Annotated in this window: 13 protein-coding genes; 6 read left to right on the plus strand and 7 right to left on the minus strand. The window is 72.0% G+C overall.

The features are described 5' to 3' along the window. Positions 1–14 precede the first annotated feature (14 nt). Entirely contained in the window at positions 15–947 is a 933-nt protein-coding gene (locus ACQP1S_RS21990; RefSeq protein WP_432898625.1) for a carbohydrate kinase family protein, read from the minus strand. 340 nt (positions 948–1,287) lie between these two features. Between ACQP1S_RS21990 and ACQP1S_RS21995 the strand changes: the two genes are divergently transcribed. After that, positions 1,288–2,418: a lytic polysaccharide monooxygenase auxiliary activity family 9 protein gene (locus tag ACQP1S_RS21995; RefSeq protein WP_432898628.1), complete on the plus strand. Its 1,131-nt coding sequence runs from the start codon at positions 1,288–1,290 to the stop codon at positions 2,416–2,418. Positions 2,419–2,523: 105 nt separating this feature from the next. On the opposite strand, the gene asnB is transcribed toward ACQP1S_RS21995, so the two are convergent. After that, positions 2,524–4,485 (minus strand): asparagine synthase (glutamine-hydrolyzing), encoded by a 1,962-nt coding sequence (gene asnB, locus ACQP1S_RS22000; protein ID WP_091238760.1) that lies wholly within the window; start codon positions 4,483–4,485, stop codon positions 2,524–2,526. Positions 4,486–4,671: 186 nt separating this feature from the next. Here asnB and ACQP1S_RS22005 point away from each other — a divergent pair, with 186 nt between their 5' ends. Further along, the gene (locus ACQP1S_RS22005) at positions 4,672–6,153 is read left to right on the plus strand and encodes an aminopeptidase P family protein (RefSeq protein ID WP_432898632.1); all 1,482 of its coding nucleotides are present in this window, start codon (positions 4,672–4,674) and stop codon (positions 6,151–6,153) included. Between the two features lie 295 nt (positions 6,154–6,448). Next, positions 6,449–8,128: a hypothetical protein gene (locus ACQP1S_RS22010; protein WP_432898635.1), complete on the plus strand. Its 1,680-nt coding sequence runs from the start codon at positions 6,449–6,451 to the stop codon at positions 8,126–8,128. A gap of 125 nt (positions 8,129–8,253) precedes the next feature. Here ACQP1S_RS22010 and pulA read toward each other — a convergent pair whose 3' ends face one another. The 5 genes from pulA to ACQP1S_RS22035 form a co-directional block, all read right to left on the minus strand. Then, entirely contained in the window at positions 8,254–13,752 is a 5,499-nt protein-coding gene (gene pulA, locus ACQP1S_RS22015; protein WP_432898638.1) for a pullulanase-type alpha-1,6-glucosidase, read from the minus strand. Positions 13,753–13,887: 135 nt separating this feature from the next. Further along, on the minus strand, positions 13,888–14,565 hold the full coding sequence (locus ACQP1S_RS22020; RefSeq protein WP_432898641.1) for a cellulose binding domain-containing protein: 678 nt from the start codon (positions 14,563–14,565) through the stop codon (positions 13,888–13,890). A gap of 197 nt (positions 14,566–14,762) precedes the next feature. Then, complete coding sequence (locus tag ACQP1S_RS22025) at positions 14,763–15,488, minus strand: hypothetical protein (RefSeq protein WP_432898644.1); 726 nt, start codon at positions 15,486–15,488, stop codon at positions 14,763–14,765. Positions 15,489–15,599: 111 nt separating this feature from the next. Beyond that, on the minus strand, positions 15,600–15,989 hold the full coding sequence (locus tag ACQP1S_RS22030) for a hypothetical protein (protein WP_091237291.1): 390 nt from the start codon (positions 15,987–15,989) through the stop codon (positions 15,600–15,602). Positions 15,990–16,026: 37 nt separating this feature from the next. Continuing rightward, positions 16,027–16,707, minus strand: coding sequence for a hypothetical protein (locus tag ACQP1S_RS22035; protein WP_432898647.1), 681 nt, complete (start codon positions 16,705–16,707; stop codon positions 16,027–16,029). Between ACQP1S_RS22035 and ACQP1S_RS22040 the strand changes: the two genes are divergently transcribed. The 3 genes from ACQP1S_RS22040 to ACQP1S_RS22050 all read left to right on the plus strand — a co-directional run bounded on the left by ACQP1S_RS22040 (position 16,706) and on the right by ACQP1S_RS22050 (position 18,777). Then, positions 16,706–16,909 (plus strand): hypothetical protein, encoded by a 204-nt coding sequence (locus ACQP1S_RS22040; protein ID WP_176738771.1) that lies wholly within the window; start codon positions 16,706–16,708, stop codon positions 16,907–16,909. The two genes, ACQP1S_RS22035 and ACQP1S_RS22040, sit on opposite strands and share 2 nt — an antisense overlap. A gap of 120 nt (positions 16,910–17,029) precedes the next feature. Then, positions 17,030–17,755 carry an alpha/beta hydrolase gene (locus ACQP1S_RS22045; RefSeq protein WP_432898654.1) on the plus strand — a complete coding sequence of 242 codons (726 nt, stop codon included), beginning with the start codon at positions 17,030–17,032 and terminating at the stop codon, positions 17,753–17,755. A gap of 362 nt (positions 17,756–18,117) precedes the next feature. Beyond that, positions 18,118–18,777: a C39 family peptidase gene (locus ACQP1S_RS22050; protein WP_432898657.1), complete on the plus strand. Its 660-nt coding sequence runs from the start codon at positions 18,118–18,120 to the stop codon at positions 18,775–18,777. The last annotated feature ends 19 nt before the right edge of the window (positions 18,778–18,796 follow it).

Consider the following 18,796-nt stretch of genomic DNA (forward strand, 5'->3'; position numbering starts at 1 on the left):
CGCCCGGGGTGCGGTCAGTCGGCGAAGCGGCGGCGCACCTCGTCCCGGGTGGGCATGGCGACCGCCCCGCCGGGCGACTCGCAGACCAGGCCGGCGACGCGCAGCGCGAACGCCACCCGCCGGTGCCAGTCGGCCGGCCCGGTCGGTTCGCCGTCGACCAGCAGTTCGGCGACGAGCGCGGCCATCACCGAGTCGCCCGCGCCGGTCGCGTCCACCGCCCGCACCTTCGGCGCGGGCACCCGGACCGGGTCGGGGCCGGCGGCGACCAGGGCACCGTCCGCGCCGAGCGTCACCACCACCGTGCCCGCGCCCAGCTCCCGCAGGTACGCCGCGACCCCCTCGACCGGTTCGTCGGGCCAGAGCAGCGCGGCGTCGGCGCTGCTGAGCTTCACCAGGTGCGCCCCGGCGGCGAACTCGACCACCACCTCCCGCAGGCCGGCCAGTGCCGCCGGGCCGGCCAGCAGCCGGGGCCGGACGTTGGGGTCGAAGACCCGCAGGCCGGGCGCGAGCGACCAGGCCCGGCGGGCGGCGGCGAGCGTCGGTGGGCTGAGCAGCACGATCGAGCCGCAGTAGAGCACGTCCGCGCCGTCGACCAGCGCCACGTCCAGGTCGTCGGCGGCGAGCAGCCCGTACGACGGGGGTTCGCCGTAGAAGCGGAAGTCCGGCTCGGCCCCGGTGTGCGTGGTGACCGCCAGCGTGGTGGGCGCCGGCACGGTGACCGCCCCGGCCAGTCCGACCCCGGCGTCCGCCAGGAAGTCGCGGATCCGGCCGGCGAGCACGTCGTCGCCGAGCGAGCCGACGAACTGGGCCGTGCCGCCGAGCCGGGCCACCCCGACGGCGACGTTGAGCGGACCGCCGCCGATCGCCTGCCGGAACACCGGCTGCCCCTCGCACTCGGCGTCCAACAGGTCGATCAGCGCCTCACCGAGCACCACCGCGTATCCCACGTCGCCTCCCAGCGCGTCGTCGTCCGGCTACCAGGCTGGCACAACGGCCCATGCCGATCGGGGGCGGCCGGGCAACCAGATCCCACCCATCGAGCAACGACTATTGCGTGGTTCGTCCGGACGTGATGGTATTGCTTGTGCCGGGCCGGCGCGGAGGGCTGCCGCACCCGCTCGGCGATCAGCTGGGGTCAGACGCGAGAGGCACCGGTCCGTGGGCACGGACCGCCGACGGCACGCGCCCGTCGGCCCCTGTCGGGCCGCCGGCCAGAGCCGCGACCGACGCATCCCTCACCTTGTGCGGGGCGGGCGTTCGCGCCACCCCGCGGATCAGGAGAAGCTCGTGCTTCGTTCCCGTACGGCCGCGTTGTTCACCGCGGCCGCCACCCTCGCCTTCGGGGCCGTCGCCCTGACGGTGCAGCCCGAACCGGCCGCCGCGCACGGCACGCCGATCGTTCCGGGCAGCCGGACCTACCTGTGCTGGCAGGACGGCCTCAGCCCCACCGGCGAGATCAGGCCGGTCAACCCGGCCTGCTCCGCCGCCGTCGCCCAGAGCGGCACCAACTCCCTCTACAACTGGTTCAGCGTGCTGCGCTCGGACGCCGGCGGACGCACCGTCGGCTTCATCCCCGACGGCAAGCTGTGTAGCGGCGGCAACACCGGTTTCGCCGGGTACGACCTGGCCCGCACCGACTGGCCGCTGACCCACCTGACGTCCGGCGCGCGGCTGGACTTCAAGTACAGCAACTGGGCCCACCACCCCGGCACGTTCTACTTCTATGTGACGAAGGACAGCTGGAGCCCGACCCGGCCGCTGGCCTGGGGTGACCTGGAGGAGCCGTTCCTCACGGTGACCAATCCGCCCCAGCGGGGCGCGTCGGGCACCAACGAGGGGCACTACTACTTCAGCGGGAACCTGCCGTCGGGCAAGTCCGGCCGGCACATCATCTACTCCCGCTGGGTCCGCTCGGACAGCCAGGAGAACTTCTTCGGCTGCTCCGACGTCACCTTCGACGGTGGCAACGGCGAGGTGACCGGGGTCGGCAACGGCAACCCCAACCCGACCACGACGCCGCCGAACCCCACCACCACGCCGCCGAACCCCACCACGACGCCGCCGAACCCCACCACCACGCCGCCGAACCCGACCACCACCCCGCCGCTGCCGGGTGGCGACTGCATGGCGGTCTACCGGGTGGTCAGCACCTGGAACGGCGGCTTCCAGGGTGAGGTCACCATCATGAACCACAGCTCCCGGACGTACGGCGGCTGGGTGGCGAGCTGGACGTTGCCCAGCGGCCAGCAGCTCAACCAGGTGTGGAACGGCACCCTGTCCGCCAACGGGTCGACGGTGAGCGTCACCAACGCCAACTACAACGGCAGCATCGCGCCGGAGGCGACGACCACCTTCGGCTTCACCGCCACCACCAGCGGCACCGGCGGTCTGCCGACCGTCTCGTGCAGCGGTCGGTGACGATCCGCTGAGCAGACCGGAGGTCCACGCCCGTCGGGCGTGGACCTCCGGCTCGTCCGGGGACCGGCGTCGGCGTCGCCGTGCCGGTCCGGCGGGCCACCCCGGTCAGCGGACCATGCTGCCGACCACCGGCTTGGTGAGCAGGGCCGACTGGTTGCGCTGGATGCCCGGGTCGAGGGTCTTGGCCACGAAGATGGCGTGCCAGATGCAGAAGATCAGCACCGTCCACACCTTGCGGGAGTTGTCCGCCTCCTCCCGCTTGTGCTCCTCCAGCAGCCGCATCGCGTACGACAGGTCGATCAGGTCGCCGGCACCCGAGGTGGACAGCACGTGCCGGGCCCACTCGTACATCTCGCCGCGCAACCAGACCCGGGTCGGGGTCGGGAAGCCGAGCTTCTTGCGGTTGACGATGGCCGGCGGCACGACCCCCTGCAACGCCTGACGCATGGCGTACTTGGTGGCGTCGGAACGGGGCGGCAGCTTCAGGTCGACCGGGATGGTGGCCGCCACGTCGAAGACCGCCCGGTCCAGGAACGGCACCCGGACCTCCAGCGAGTGCGACATCGAGATCCGGTCCGCCTTGACCAGGATGTCGCCACGCAGCCAGGTGTAGAGGTCGACGTACTGCATCTTGGTGACGTCGTCCAGCTCGGTGCACTCGGCGTAGATCGGGGCGGTGACGTCGGTGTAGCGCACCGAGGGGTCGTAGCGACGCAGCAGGTGCTGCTTCTCCTCCTCGGTGAACATCCGGGCGTTGCCGTAGTAGCGCTGCTCGATCGGGGTGGTGCCGCGCTCCAGGAAGCTCTTGCCCTTGACCCCCTGCGGGATGGCCTTGGAGACCGCCCGCAGGCCCTTCTGCACCCCGCCCGGCAGGCCGTTGACGGTGCCGAGGGAGAGCGGCTCCCGGTAGATGGTGTAGCCGCCGAAGAACTCGTCGGCCCCTTCGCCGGAGAGCACCACCGTGACGTGCTCGGCGGCCTTCTTGGCGACGAAGTAGAGCGGCACCAGCGCCGGGTCGGCGACGGGGTCGTCCAGGTGCCAGACGATCGTCGGCAACGCGTCGATCATGTCCTGCGGCCCGATCTTGGTCGGGATGGTGGTCACGTCGAGGTGCCGGGCCGAGTCCTGGGCCACGTCGATCTCGGAGTAGCCGGGCACGTCGTAGCCGACGGTGAAGGTGAGGATGTTGGGGTTGAACTCGCGCGCCAGGGCCACCACGGCGGTCGAGTCGATGCCGCTGGACAGGAACGAGCCGACCGGCACGTCCGAGCGCATGTGCATCCGGACGCTCTCCCGCAGCGTCTCCCGGATCTCGTGGTAGAGCCGCTGCTCGTCGGCGACCGGAGCGGGCCGGAACACCGGCCGGTACCAGCGCCGGACGTCCAGCCGGCCGCCCGGGGACCAGGTCAGGTACTCCCCGGAGCCGATCCGGCTGATCCCCTGGTGCAGGGTGCCGGGCTCGGGGACGTACTGGAGGGTCAGGTAGTGGCTGAGGTTGGCGGTGTCGATGCCGGCGTCACCCTGGTAGTAGGAGTGCGCGAACGGCAGCAGCGCCTTCTTCTCCGAGGCGAGGTAGAGACCGTCGGCGGTCTCCAGGTAGTGCAGCGGCTTGATGCCGAAGTAGTCCCGCGCGCCGAACGCCCGGCGCTCCTGCCGGTCCCAGATGACGAAGGCGAACATGCCGCGCAGCCGGGTGAGCACCTGCTCGCCCCAGTAGTGGTAGCCGGCGACGATCACCTCGCCGTCACCGGCGGTGGCGAACTGGGCCCCGAAGGTGCGGACCAGTTCCTCGCGCAGCTCGATGTAGTTGTAGATCTCGCCGTTGAAGGTGAGCAGATAGCGGCCGCCGGCGTACGGCAGCGGCTCGTGGCTGGACGCGACGTCGATGATGGCGAGTCGCTTGTGCGCGAACACCCCGTCCGCATAGTGGCCGGTGGCGTCGCCGACCACCTCGACCCCTGTCTCGTCCGGTCCGCGGTGGTGCAGGCATTCCAACGCCCCCGCGATGTTGTCGCGGTGGGCGGCGGCGTTGCCGTTCGCGCTGAAGAAGGCCAGGAGTCCGCACATGGTCGCCATCTTTCCACGCGGCACATTCCGGTCGCGCGGCACCGCTGACCCTGCCACCTCCGCACGCGGCACATTCCGGTCGCGCGGCACCGCCGGCGCTGTCCCGTCTCCGCGCGGCACCGCAGGCACCCGCCCGGCCGGAGCCGGGGTACCGTCTGGACGAGCGACGAGGCGAAGGGAGCCGACATGGCCGAGGAGCGGACGGACGGCAAGCCGGCGGACGGCACCGAATCGCACGATCCGGACTTCCCGGAGGCGTTCCTGTCCTTCATGCGGCAGGGCTGGCGCGACACCAGCCTCCCGGTCGGTCCCCGGCCGGAGGTCCCGCACCACGCCAAGCGGCGGGCCGCGCTCTCCGCGGCCTTCCCGGGCGAGACGCTGGTCATCCCCACCGGCACCGAGAAGGTACGCGCCAACGACACCGACCACCCGTTCCGGCCGGGCAGCGACTTCGCGTACCTGACCGGGGACCACGACCCGGACAGTGTCCTGGTGCTGCACCCCAACGGCTCCGGGCACGACGCGACGCTGTACATGCGTCCCCGTTCCTCGCGGGAGACCGACGAGTTCTTCCGCAGCCGGCACGGCGAGCTGTGGGTGGGCCGGCGGCACACCCTGGCCGAGAAGTCGACCGAGCTGGGCCTGCCCACGGAGGACCTGAGCACGCTGGACGGGGCGCTGGCCCGGATGGCGCCGGGGCGGACCCGGGTGCTGCGCGGTTTCGACCACCGGGTGGACGCGGCGGTACGCCCGTGGGACGGCCCCCGGGAGGAGGGCCAGCCGGCCCGTGACCGGGAGCTGGCGATCACCATCGCCGAGCTGAAGCTGGTCAAGGACGAGTGGGAGGTCGCCCAGCTCCAGGACGCGGTCGACGCCACCGTACGCGGCTTCGAGGACGTGGCCCGGGTGCTGCCGGCCGACCGGGGGGTCTCCGAGCGGTTGCTGGAGGGGATCTTCGCGCTGCGGGCCCGGCACGACGGCAACGACGTCGGCTACAGCTCGATCGTCGGGGGCGGCGAGCACGCGACGATCCTGCACTGGGTGCACAACCACGGCGCGACCCGTCCGGGTGAGCTGCTGCTGATGGACATGGGCGTGGAGAACCGCAACCTGTACACCGCCGACGTGACCCGGGTGCTGCCGGTCGACGGCCGGTTCACCCCGTTGCAGCGCCAGGTCTACGACGCGGTCTACACCGCCCAGCAGGCCGGCATCGACGCGATCCGGCCGGGCGTGGGGTTCCGCGAGGTGCACCTGACCTCGATGCGGGTGCTCGCCGAGGCGCTGAAGGATCTCGGCCTGCTGCCGGTGGGCGTCGACGAGGCGATGGACCCGGCCTCCACCGTCTACCGGCGGTGGACCCTGCACGGCACCAGCCACATGCTCGGCATCGACGTGCACGACTGTGCGAACGCCCGCAAGGAGAAGTACCGCGACGGCCAACTCGGTGAGGGCTACGTGCTCACCGTCGAGCCGGGGCTGTACTTCCAGCCCGAGGACGAGCTGGTCCCCGAGGAGCTGCGCGGCATCGGCGTCCGGATCGAGGACGACATCCTGGTCACCGCGACCGGTGCGGTGAACCTCTCCGCCGGCCTGCCCCGCCGCTCCGACGAGGTGGAGACCTGGCTGGCCGCGCAGCGGGAGGCGGGTCCCCGCCTGCCCGGCTGACCCCCGCACCCGGTTCACGGCGGCCCCGCCGCCGGACGCGTCGCCCCCTCGGCGGACGCCTCCGGCGGCGGGGCCGCCGTCGTTTCCGCGCGGATCACCCCGCTGACGGCCTCCTCGTCCCGGGGGTCACCGACCGCCGGAACGGGCAACCAAGGCGGGCTTTCTTCGGGTTTGCCCTCATAGCGAGGAACCTTCTCATACCGTGGGTTTCGGGAGCTACAACCGATTTGTAGCAGGGGACGCTCGCTCACGTGCGGCGACCCTGTCTGGTACGAGGAGAGGGCAGAGAGCTCCGATGTCCAACTACCTAACGAACAACGAAGCCTCCGCGCGGGCGACGGGGAGCAGGAGCCGTCGCAAGCTCTGGCTCGCCAGTGGCGTCGCCGGGTTGACAGGTGTGGTCAGTCTCGCCGCGGTCGGCGTCGCCGGCAGTGCCGGGGCGGTCGGGGTGAGCGGACTGAAGTGGAACACCACTCAGCAGGTCACCAAGGACGGCGACCAGGGTCGTGGCGACGAGGGCCGCGGCGACGAGGGCCCGGACCGTGGCGGCAAGGAAGACCGCGACGGCAAGGACCACGAACGTGGGAAGGAGGTGCCCTGCGACACCGACCGGCTCATCCAGGCCATCGTCCTCGCCAACAGCCGCGACGGCGGCGTGCTGGAGCTGGCCAAGGGTTGCACCTACAACCTGACCCGCAACCAGGACGGCAACGGCCTGCCGGTGATCACCCAGGACATCACCCTGCGGGGTGAGCACACCACGATCACCCGGGACGCCACCGCCGACTACTTCCGGATCCTCAACGTGGGTCCCGGCGGTCACCTGAGCCTCAAGGGCCTGACCATCAAGGGTGGGCAGACCATCGAGGCGCTGACGGCCGTCGCGCCGGCAGCGGTGTGGGGGGCCTACTCGGACTCCCAGGCGATCGCCGCCCAGGTGAAGGCCGGCACCCCGCTGGCCCAGGCGCTCACCGCCCGGCAGGCGAACCCGAAGGCCGGCCTGAAGGCCGCCCCGAAGGCCGCGCGCAAGGCCGCGGTGCAGGCCGCACCGAAGGCGAAGGCCAAGCCGGGGACCGTCACGACGTTGGTCGAGGAGCCGGGCGTCAACGACGGCGCCGGGATCCTGGTGCAGCCGGGTGGCACGGCCAACCTGTTCGACACCTCGGTCGTGCTCAACCAGTCCGGCGGCAACGGCGGCGGGCTCGCCAACTTCGGCACCACGTCGCTGCGGCACACCGAGGTCGCCCACAACACCGCCTTCTTCTTCGGCGGTGGCATCTTCAACGCCGGCCTGCTCCAGGTCGACGAGTCCACGATCACCGACAACACCGCCGTCATCGGTGGTGGCGGTATCTCCAACGGCGCCGCGGAGATCTTCACCGAGGACGTCGACGGGGGCACCGTCCTGATCGAGAAGTCCAAGATCACCGACAACGAGACGCTCGGCTTCGGCGGCGGCCTGCTCGACATCGGGGGCAACACCACCGTGCGCTTCACGGAGCTGCTGTCGAACACCGCCGTGCTCGCCGGTGGCGGTATCGCCGCGGCGGACGCCCAGGTCAACGTGCACCAGTCGACGGTGGCCAAGAACAGCACCGCCGGCGTGGGTGGCGGCGTGGCCGTCGCCTTCGACAGCGCGGTCACCATCGAGAAGAGCCACCTCAAGGAGAACACCGCCGGCTTCTTCGGCGGCGGGCTGTTCAACGCGGACAGCGTCACCACGGTGCGTGAGTCCGAGGTCGTCGCCAACCGGGCCCTCGGCCCGATCGGCGTCGGCGGCGGCATCTTCAACATCTTCGGCGAGGTCAACCTCAGCCGGACGAAGGTCGCCAACAACTTCGCCACCTTCGCCCCGGGCGGTGTGTTCACCTTCGAGGGTGTGGTGAACGTGGACGACAAGTCCGCGATCGTGGCGAACCGCCCGACGAACTGCCTGGCCATCCCGGGCGACACCATCCCGAACTGCTTCGGCTGAGCACCCTCGGGTGACGTGCTGCCGGTGACGGCGGCACACCGGGCAGGACGCGCACCGGCCCCCCTCCGCACCACGCGGAGGGGGGCCGGTCGTCGCCTGTCGGCGCTGGACGAAGCGTCGCCCCGTCAGCGTTGGACGAAGACCGCCACGCTGCGCGCCGGCACGGTGAAGGTGCCCGCCGCCCGGTCGAACGAGGCGGTCCGCAGCACCGGGTCGGCCGAGCCGGCCAGCACCGGGTGCAGAGTGGTGTCCGTGCCCCGCAGCCTGGCCACCGTCTGCTTCGCCGCCGTCGGGGTGGCGTTGAAGACCACGGTCACCGCCTTCCACCGGCCACCCAGCCCCCGGGCGTCCAGGGTCATGGTGAGCACCCCCGGGGTCTCCATCGCCCCGGACAGCGGAAACGCGACCCGCTGCTGCACCTGGTCGGCGGTGGGCAGCCCGAACACCGGCGAGGACTGCCGGATCCTCAGCAGCTCCGCGTACCGGGCGTCGGCCAGGTCGATCGCGGCGCAGTCCGGGACCAGGGACGGCTCGGCCAGCAGCGGCTTCGCGTACGACCACTTGTCCTCGTTGTCCGCCGCCGGGGGGAGACCGACGCCGAAGCCGTTGCCCTGCGTGCAGTCCCAGCGGATCTGGTTGAACCAGTCACCGGAGTTGTAGGAGTTGCGGTCCAGCGACTTGGAGCGCAGCCGCTCGGAGCCGGCCGCCACGAACCCGGTCCCCTGCCCGAGTGCGGTGGTGGCCAGGGCCAGCACCTGCATCCGGGCCCGGTCCGCCGCCGAGGTGCCCGTCGGCAGCTTGTACGCCAGCGCGTCGTACAGGATCTCGTTGTCGTGCGCGTCGACGTAGGTGACCGCCTCGCCGGGGGCGGCGGTGTAGCCGGCCGGGGAGCCGTTGTAGTCCACCTGCGCCCCGGTGACCCGCCGACCGGCGGAGTCGGTGAACCGGTAGCCACGCAGGTTGCCGGTCAATCCCACCTTGATCAGGTCCTGCTGGTGTCGCAGCCGGGCCCGCTGCTCGGCGGCGGTGCCGTTCACCTCGTCACCGTTGGGGTCGGTGTAGAGGCCGGAGGCGAAGCCCTGCACGCGCGGGTTGCCGTCGAAGGGGCCGCCGCCGCGTACCGCGTCGCGGAGCCGGTCGTTGAAGGTGCCGATCCCGGTGCCGGCCATGTTGGCCTGGGTGGCCTGCACGAACCGGGCGTCGTCGGCGACCTCGCCGAAGTTCCAGCCCTCGCCGTAGAGCAGGATCTTCCTGCCGTCGACGCCGTCGCGGGCCATGGTCAGCCGGTCCAGCGCGGCCCGGACGGCCAGGATGTTCGCCTTGGGGTGGTGGCCCATCAGGTCGAACCGGAAGCCGTCCACCTTGTACTGCTTCGCCCAGGTGACCAGCGAGTCGACCACCAGCTTGCCCATCATGGCGTGCTCGGGGGCGGTGTTGGCGCAGCAGGTCGAGTTGGCGACGGTGCCGTCGTCGAGCAGCCGGTGGTAGTAGCCGGGCACCACCTGGTCCAGCACCGACTTCGCATCGGTGCCGGCGGCGGACGTGTGGTTGTAGACCACGTCCAGCACCACCCGCAGACCGGCGCCGTTGATCCCGGCGACCATCCGCCGGAACTCGACGCTGCGCTGCGCCCCGTTCGGGTCGACGGCGTAGCCACCCTCCGGGACCGTGTAGTGCAGCGGGTCGTACCCCCAGTTGTAGCCGTCGGTGTCGGCGACCGCCGCGACGCACGCCTGCTGCCGGTCGGAGTCCGACGGCAGCGTCGCCAGGTCGCAGGCGGGCTGGCGTTGGTCGGCCCGCCGCTCGGGGATGGTCGCGAAGTCGAACACCGGCAGCAGGTGCAGGTAGTTGACCCCGGCGTCGCCGAGGGCGGTCAGGTGCTTCATCCCGGCCGTGGTCGGGTCGGTGAAGGCCAGGTAGGTGCCGCGCTGGGCGGCCGGGACGGTGCGGTCGGCGATGGAGAAGTCGCGCACCGACAGCTCGGAGATCTGTGCCTTCGCCGCGGGTGGCGCGGCCGGCTTGCGCAGCCCGGACCAGCCGGCCGGGGTGAACGCCGGGTCGGCCAGGTCGACGATCTGGCTGTGCGTGGAGTCCGCCGCGAGCGCCACCGAGTACGGGTCGGTGACCGAGGCGGTGACGATCTTCTGGGCGGCCGGCTGCCAGGCTTCGACCCGGTAGCGGTAGTACCGGCCGGTCCAGTCGCGGCTGCCGCGCGCCGACCAGACGCCGGTGCGGTCGTCGCGGCGCATCGCCACCGTGCGGGGCTGCGCCGACGGCGCGTCGAACAGTTCGAGCGCGACCGTCCGGGCGGTGGGCGCCCAGACCGCGAGGGTGGGCACCTTACCGGCGAAGGTGGCGCCGAGCGTCGCGTCGGTGGCGGCGCGGTAGACGTCGTCGAGCACCCCGGGGATCTGCACCCCGGTCGCGCCGAGCAGCGCGCCCCGGGCGTCGCGTGCGGTCACCACGAGCTGCCCGCGCAGCGCCGCCGGCACCCGGGCCAGGTCCGCCCGGTCGAGATGGAACGCCTGGTGGGCCCAGAGGTGTGGAAAGGCCGCGCGCTGGGCCTCGGTGAGCCCGTTGCGCTGTGCCCGCAACGGCAGTGAGGTGTACGTCCCGGACAGCTCGCCGTCGACCACGCTCAGCCCGCCCGCCGGGGCGGCCACCAGGGCGTACGCCTTGCCGTCGGTCGGGCCGGCAGCCCAGGTGACGGTGGACCGGTCGATCCACTGCGCCTGCTGTCTCGTGATGTCCACGTCCTTCGCGGGGCCTGCGGAAGAGGCGGGCAGCAGCCGGCCGGGCACCCCGCCCAGCAGCCAGACCTCGTGGCCGATGCCGGCGAGGTCGAGTCGCTGGTCGTCGGGCTGATCCTTGGTGTCACCGCGGTGGATGATGTAGTTGAGTCCGGTCGCGCCGGCGGCCAGTGGCACCCGGAACAGCGCGCCGAACGAGTCGACCTTCTCGGGCAGGAGCGGGGTGGACCAGTCGGTCGGGGTGGCCGCGCCGTCCCACACGTGCAGACCCCAGCCGGCGTAGTCGTTGTCGGCCTTGCGCCAGTGGATGATCGCGGTGCCCGGGTCGACGGCCGGGTCGGGTTCGCCGGTGGCGGCCTGCCGGGTGGGATAGAGCGCCGGGTCGCCCTGCTTGACCCAGACCTCACCGGTGGCGGTCACGTCGACGGTGCGGTCGTTGGCGACGTCCTTGTTGCCCGCCTTGTCGACCACGAGGAACCCGACGGACTTCGCGCCGGGCTTGAGCTTGACCCAGGCGAACCGGCCGTACGAGTCCTGCCCGGCGAACGGCTGCCCGGTCGGCCACTCGGTGACGTACGCCGGGTCGAGGTCACCCCAGGCGTAGAGGCCCCAGTCGGCGTAGTCCCCGGCGGGGCGCTGGTAGTGCACCACCACCCAGTCCCGGGACGCGCCCTGCGCCGGGGTGCCGACCACCCCGGTCGTCCGGGTGGCGGTCGTCCGCCCCTTCCCGTCGCGGACCACCGCCTTGTATTCGACCCGGGTGCCGCCGGCCAGCCCGGTCAGGTCGTGGTGGACGGTGTACGGCGCGGTGTGCGCGCTGCCCAGCAGGGTCCACTTCCCGCCCGCGACCCGGGCCGCGACGGTGACGGTGGCCAGCGGGTCACCGGTCACCTGCGCGGTGACGGCGGCCCGGGTGGCGACCGGGTCGGTGCCCGGCTCGGTGAGGGTGACGCCCGGCCGCGCGGTGGCCTGCGGCACGGCCCGGCCGGCCCGGAGCACCACGGCCGACCCGGCCGGCACGGTCAGGCTGACCTTGCCGTCGGCGTCGGTGGCCGGGGTGGCCGTGCTGCCGTAGATGCCGGTGAAGGTGGTGCCGGGCGACCAGGTGTCCACGGAGACAGTCTGCGGGGTGCCGGCGTTGTTCACCGCCACCAGGTACTCGGTGCGGTCGGCCGGGGAGATCCGGGAGAAGGCGAAGACGCCCGGCCCGTCGGCGGCGTACCGGGTGACCTGCACGCCGTCGCGCAGCCCGGGGTGCGCGGCCCGCAGCCGGCCCAGCTCGGCGATGGTCCGGTACAGCGGGTGGGTGGTGTCGAACTGGTCGCTGGCGTGGGTACGGGTGGTGCCGATCAGGTCGTCGTCGAGGTAGTCCGCCGTCCGGGTGGCGAACATGTCCTGCCGGGCGTCCTTGTCCCCACCCGGCCCGGTGAAGCCCTGCTCGTCACCGGAGTAGACGACCGGCTGGCCCCGGGTGAGGAACATCAGCTGGTGGGCGAGCCGGTCCCGGCTGAGCTGGCGGGCGTCGTCGCCACCGGCGGCGGCGATGAACGAGCCGATCCGGCCCATGTCGTGGTTGCCGAGGAAGGTGGTCAGCCGGGTGGCGTCGGTGTCCCGCGCGGCGTACAGCGGGTCCTTGGCGTAGACGTCGGCGAGCGCCTTCGCCGGGCCGTCGGCGCTGACGTAGCCGCGCGCCGCCTCCTGGAAGGAGAAGTCCAGGGTGGCCGGCAGGCCACCGCGCCGCACGTAGGTGGAGGTGACCTCCTGGTCGGCGCTGTAGACCTCACCGAACAGGAAGAAGTCCTTCTTGCCGGCGGAGTCGGCGGCGCGCTTGATGCCCTGGCTGAACTGCGGCCAGAAGTCGAGGTTGACGTGCTTGACGGTGTCCAGCCGGAAACCGTCGACGTCGGTGCTGGCGATCCAGTCGCCGTACGCCTTGGTCAGACCCCTGACCACCTCGGGACGCTCGGTCCACAGGTCGTCGAGGCCGAAGAAGTCGCCGTACTCGCTGTTCTCCCCGGTGAACGTGGAGTCGCCCCGGTGGTGGTACATCGTCGGGTCGTTCAGCCACGCCGGCACCTTGACGCCCGCGTCGGCGGGGCTGGCGAAGGTCGGCGTGTACGGGCCGGCGTCGGTGTTCACCTTCGGGAAGGCCCGGGTGCCGTCGGCGTAGTTGCGGTCCTCGAACTCCCGCCCCTGCGCGTCGGTGTACGGCGACGTCTTCTTGTCGATGTACGCGTACTTGCCCTCGGCGTAGGAGATGACGTCGGCGGTGTGGTTGACGATGACATCGAGGTAGACCTTGATACCCCGTCGGTGGGCCAGCGTGACCAGCCTCTTCATCTCCTCGTTGGTGCCGAAGTGCGGGTCGACCTGGGTGAAGTCGGTGATCCAGTAGCCGTGGTAGCCGGCGGAGACGTCCGCGCCGCTGCCCTGGACGGGACGGTTCTTGAAGATCGGCGCCAGCCAGATGGCGGTGGTGCCGAGGCCCTGGATGTAGTCGAGCTTGTCGATGACGCCCTTGAGGTCGCCGCCGTGGTAGAAGCCCTTGTCCGTCGGGTCGAGGCCGGTGCGGAGCCGGTCGCCGGTCAGGCCGCCGGTGTCGTTGCGGCGGTCGCCGTTGGCGAACCGGTCCGGCAGGACGAAGTAGAACTGTTCGGCGCGGCCCTTACCGGTGCCGGCGGCGAGCAGGGCGTCGGTGGTGGGTTCGGCGCCCCACTGGGTGGCTCCGGCCGCCGCGAGGGCGTCGATGGTGGACAAACGGTCGGTGGTGTCGGCACCGAGCTGGCGGACGGCGACCGGAACGCCGACGAGAGCGAGGGTGAGGGTGGAGACCAGGGCGAGCAGCGCCTTGCGCGGCAGCGGCGGGGGTTTCATCGACGGCCTTCCTATGGTCGCTGATTCGCCCGCACGCTAGCCCTTGCCGAAACGTTCTGCAATACCTTGCAAACCAAGTCGCAACAAAGCAGTAACCTTGCAAGACCCGACCAACCGGCGGCGTAGCACGGCGGATCAGAGGCCGGAGCAGGCCACCCCGTCGACCGTGCAGCGCGACGGCCGGATGCTGCCACCGGTGTTCTCGAAGTGGAACCGCAGCGGCACCGTGGCCCCCGGCGCGACGTTCACCCCGCTGCTGTACGTGAACACCCCGCCGGACATCCGGGAGCTGCCCTGCGGCGCACCCTCCACCCACGAGGTGACCAGCCTGCTGCCGGCGGGCGGGACCAGCCGGACCGTCCAGGGCCGGGCCACCCGGTCCCGGTTGCGCAGCAGCACCTCACCGATGAACGCCTGGTTGTTCCAGCTGTCCAGCACGCTGAACCGGCCGGTCATCGGCGACGACGGCGGCGCGGGCGGTGCCGGTGCCGCAGGAGGCGTGGTCGTCGGGGCCGGCGCCGGGGCCGCACCCCCGTCGGCGGGTGGCGGGTCGACCGGCGGGGGCACCGCGCCACCACCGCCCGACGGGTCGCCCCCGACGACATCGACGGGCAGCTCGACCGGGAGTGGATCGGTGCGGCGGGGCGTCAGGCCGGGGACGGCCGGCTCGGGCAGGTTCGCCGCCACCGGCGCCCGATCGGTCTCCCCCGACCCGGGCAGCGAGTAGGTCGGTGCGGGATCGGCCGGCCGGGCCTCGAAGGCCGGCCCACGGCTACGGTACGACGCCAGCGCGACGATCAGGAGCACGACCATCACCAGCACCCCGGTGGCGACGACGACCCATGGCGATGACGCCAGCGCACCCGCTCCGTGTGCCCGCGGTTGCGCGCGACGCATGCCGGACATGACCCTCCCTGGTCGGCCCCGTCCGAGAAGAGTAACGATCCCGGCGTTTGCCGGAAAGTGGCTGAGGCACCGGATTTTGTCCTAACCGGACAGTTCGCCGCCGGTCAGCCCCGCACCCGCAACGCGTCCACCTGGAAGTAGACGCCGTTACGCTTGACCGCCCAGATGGTGTACGTCCCGACCGGAAGATCCCTGACGCTGAAGACCGTCTGCTGGGGCTGGTAACGGTTCGCCCGCGCGCTCACCCGCTGTTGCTTCACCGGCCGGCCACCGGCATCGACGATCCACACGTCGGCGTCTCCGTACTCGGGGTCCCGCGAGGTGATGTAGTCCAGCCCGGTGCCGGTGAACGTGAAGCTGAACGAGTCCCCGTCGTGAATCGTGTAGTGCACGTCGTCACGGTGGTCGCCGTACGGCCGGTCCCGGGAGACCGCCCACCGCCCCCGGTAGGAGATGCCCGGGGCGTCGTCGTTGAGCAGCGTGGTCGGCTTCGGCGAGGACGACGCCATCGACGGCGTCACCGACACCGACGGCGTCACCGACCGGGACGCGGTAGGCGTCCGACCGGCCGGCGGTGGTGCGGCGCCCGGCCCACCGCCGGACTCCCGCCGGGTCTTGGTGGGCGACGGCGACGGCAGCACCGACTCGGTCGCCACCGGCACCCCCGGCACCATCACGGCCTCGCTGCGCGACCCGGCCCCGTGCTCGGCGTAACGGTCGTGCCCGAGCACCGCCACCAACGCCTTGACCAGCAGAAAGAGCAGCACGATCACCGCTATCGAGGCGAGCGTCCAGGGTAGTGCGGCGACCGCGTGGGGCAACCGGGACATCCACCGCGTCCAGCGCGTCCCCGGCATGATCCTCCTCGGTCGACCCCGTGTGCAGAGATTAGCGACCGTCCAGTAGCGATGATCACCGGGGGCGGAGAGGCAGGTCGGCGGTCAGCCGGTGCGGATCACGGTGCAGATCATCGGGCCGTCCTCGGTGCCGCGCAGCAGGTAGCGGTAGCGTTCCCCGGGCACCGCCCGACCCTGGCTGTCCAGGAACTCCCACCGCACGGCGACCATGGTCAGCAGCGCGGAGACCGGCTCGACCTCCTCGATCAGCGCGTGCGCCGCGACCAACTGCCGCTGCTGGTAGTCGGGCGCGGCACCGACGAAGGAGAGCGCGACGGCGGCCATCGTGCTGAACGAGAAGCTGTACGTGTCGGCGACCACCAGCCCCGGCAGGGCGTAGCAGCCGGCGATGGCGGGCACGTCGCCGGTGGTGAGCGCCACCCCGTAACGGTCGAAGAAGTCGCTCAGCGTGTCCGGGTCGGTGGAAGCTCTCACGGCGTCACCAGTTGCCATCGACGACCGTCGGCAAACCTCACCGGGGCGGAATGTGCACCTCGATCTCCGCGCCGAGCCGTGCGTCACCGGCCAGGTCGAGGTCGTCGCCGCTCCAGAACCGGCCCGGGTCGTACCAGTTGGGCCGGCGGTCCTGCGGCAGCAATCCCATCGCCTCGTAGGTCACCGCCACCACCTCCGCGCAGTACGCGGTCTCCAGCGCGCGGTCCCCGGCCGGCCGGTCGGCCCGCTCGTCGTCCCGGTCCCGCCGGCCCGGCAGCGGCAGCGGCATGCGCAGCTGCGGGACCCGCCCCCGGGCCCACCGCCAGGCCATCTGGGCCGTGGACGGGAACGGGGTGCCGTCGAGCCGGGCCACGGTCTGCAGCACCGCCTGCTCCATCGCCAGGTCGGCCGACGGTTCGAGCTGGCGCAGCCAGGCACGCTGGCCGTACCGGTTGGCCCAGACGCAGACCGCGTCGCGCAGGTCGTGCAGTTGCACACCACGCTGGTGGCTGCCGGTCCACATGTCCCGCAGCGACCGCCCCAACTCGGCGTGCCACATCAGCGGCGGCATGTCGTCCAGCACCACCGCCATGCCGACGTGGTTGACGGGACTGTTGGTGGTGAACTGGATGGCCCGGTCCGGCACGCTGCGGCCCCGGAACACCCACACGTCACCGGTACGGGTCAGGTCGACGGCCTCGTCCAGGCTGATGCTCATGAGCGTCTACCCTAGGCCGATGCGGCAACGGATGCAGTGGTGGAAGGTCCTCGGGTTGGCCGGTCTCGCGGGTGTCGCCGCGACCGGGGTGGTCGTCGCCCGCGCCGAACGGCGGCGGCGCGCGTACACCCCGGAGGAGATCCGGGACCGGCTGCGCGAGCGGCACGCCCAGGCCGCGAAGCCCGGCGACGACCCGGCCTGACCGTCCCCCGCGACCGACCCGCACCGTCACGCCGGCCGGTCGCGGATCGACGCCGCGCCGTCGTCCACGGTGCCCCCGACGGGGCGGTCGGGGGCACCGTGGGCGGTTAGGCTCCCCGACATGGATGGTGCGATCGCTCAGCAACCCTTCGTGTTGTCGCCGCCCGAGGCTCCGGTGGAACGGCACGGCCGGGTCGACCTGCACCTGCCGGCCGGCGCCGGTCCGCATCCGGTGGTGGTGCTGGTGCACGGCGCCCCGCTTCCGCCGGGTGTCGAGGATCCCCGGGACTGGCTTTTCTACCGGGGCTACGGGGCGCTCCTCGCCGAGCAGGGCCTGGTCGGCGCCGTGCTCAGCTACCAGGTGACCGATCTGGCCGGGCTGCCCGCCACCGCCGACGACATCGCCGGCATGGTCGAGGCCGTCCGGGCCGATCCCCGGGTGGACGCGCAGCGGGTGGTGCTCTGGTTCTTCTCCGGCGGCGGCCTGCTGTCGGCGGACTGGCTGCGCGCGGCACCGTCCTGGTTGCGCGGGGTCGCGCTGACCTACCCGCTGCTCGTTCCGCTGCCCGGCTGGGAGGTGGACCCACGGTTCCTGCCGATCGACGCCCTCGACGCCGGTGCGACGACGCCGGTGGTGCTGACCCGGGCCGGGCAGGACAGACTGCCCCAGGTGCTGACCGGCATCGCGGCGTTCCTCGACGCCGCGGCCCGAATGGGTCGACCGGTGCGGCTGGTGGAGGCACCGGACGGGCAGCACGGCTTCGACATGCTGGACCACACCGCGCAGTCCCGCGAGGCCGTCCGGGCGGCCCGGGACGCGGTGGTCGACCTGATCCGCGCCGACTGACCCCGGTCCGCCGCCGACCGCACCGGGTCCGCCGATCGACCTGATGTCCGGTTCATTCCGGAATTTTCGCACCGGACGAGCCGGTTCGTGCGCGGTGTCCCGTGGTCGGGGCCACCCCCACGACGGAATCGCTGCGGGGGTCGGGGCGTTGTATCTGGCATACCACCGCCACTCTCCCGCCCCCGGGAGACGGCCCCGGAACCCCGACCGTGGAATGCGGTCGCCACCGGGTGGGTTACACCCCCTCGGACGCCCGAGCAGGTCCCCCCGATCGCCGGGCGATCCCGTTGGCTTCCCCCTTCACCCGGCGACGCCACCCTCCGGGCGTCCGTCGTACCCCCGACGCAGAGGAGCACGCCATCATGCGTACCGACATCCTGCGTAAGACCGCTCTGACCGCTGCCGGCCTCGCCTTCACCACCGGCGCGATCGCCGGCCCGCTGACCGCCGCCCACGCCGCCGAGGCCCACACCCGCACGCCCACCGCGTCGGTGCAGGCCGACCGCAAGCCGGCCGGCGAGCGCGAGCTGAAGGTCGACTACGCCGCGCAGCCCAACTTCTACTACTGCGGCCCCGCCGCCACCCGCAACGCCCTGTCCGTGCAGGGCAAGAACATCGACGTGGACGCGATGGCCAAGGTCATGGGCACCACCGAGGACGGCACCAACAGCATCAACGACATCACCCCCGTGCTGAACAAGCAGACCGGCCGCAAGGCCTACGAGAGCACCGAGATCCGCAGCGCCAAGGCCGACGACAAGCAGACCGACGAGTTGCGTGCCGACATCGTCCGCACCGTGGACGACGGCCGGGCCGTGGTCGCCAACATCGCCGGCACCGCCACCGACACCGACGGCAACACCCACGCCTTCGAGGGCGGCCACTACATCAGCGTCATCGGCTACCGCGATGGTGGGAAGACCGTGACGATCGCCGACTCGGCCAACCCGGACACCGCGTCCTACCGGATCAGCGTGGACAACCTCGCCGACTGGATCGCCACCCGCGGCTACTCGTCCTGACCCCGAACACCGATCGGGC

Source organism: Micromonospora matsumotoense (genome assembly GCF_050951065.1).
GTDB lineage: Bacteria > Actinomycetota > Actinomycetes > Mycobacteriales > Micromonosporaceae > Micromonospora > Micromonospora matsumotoensis.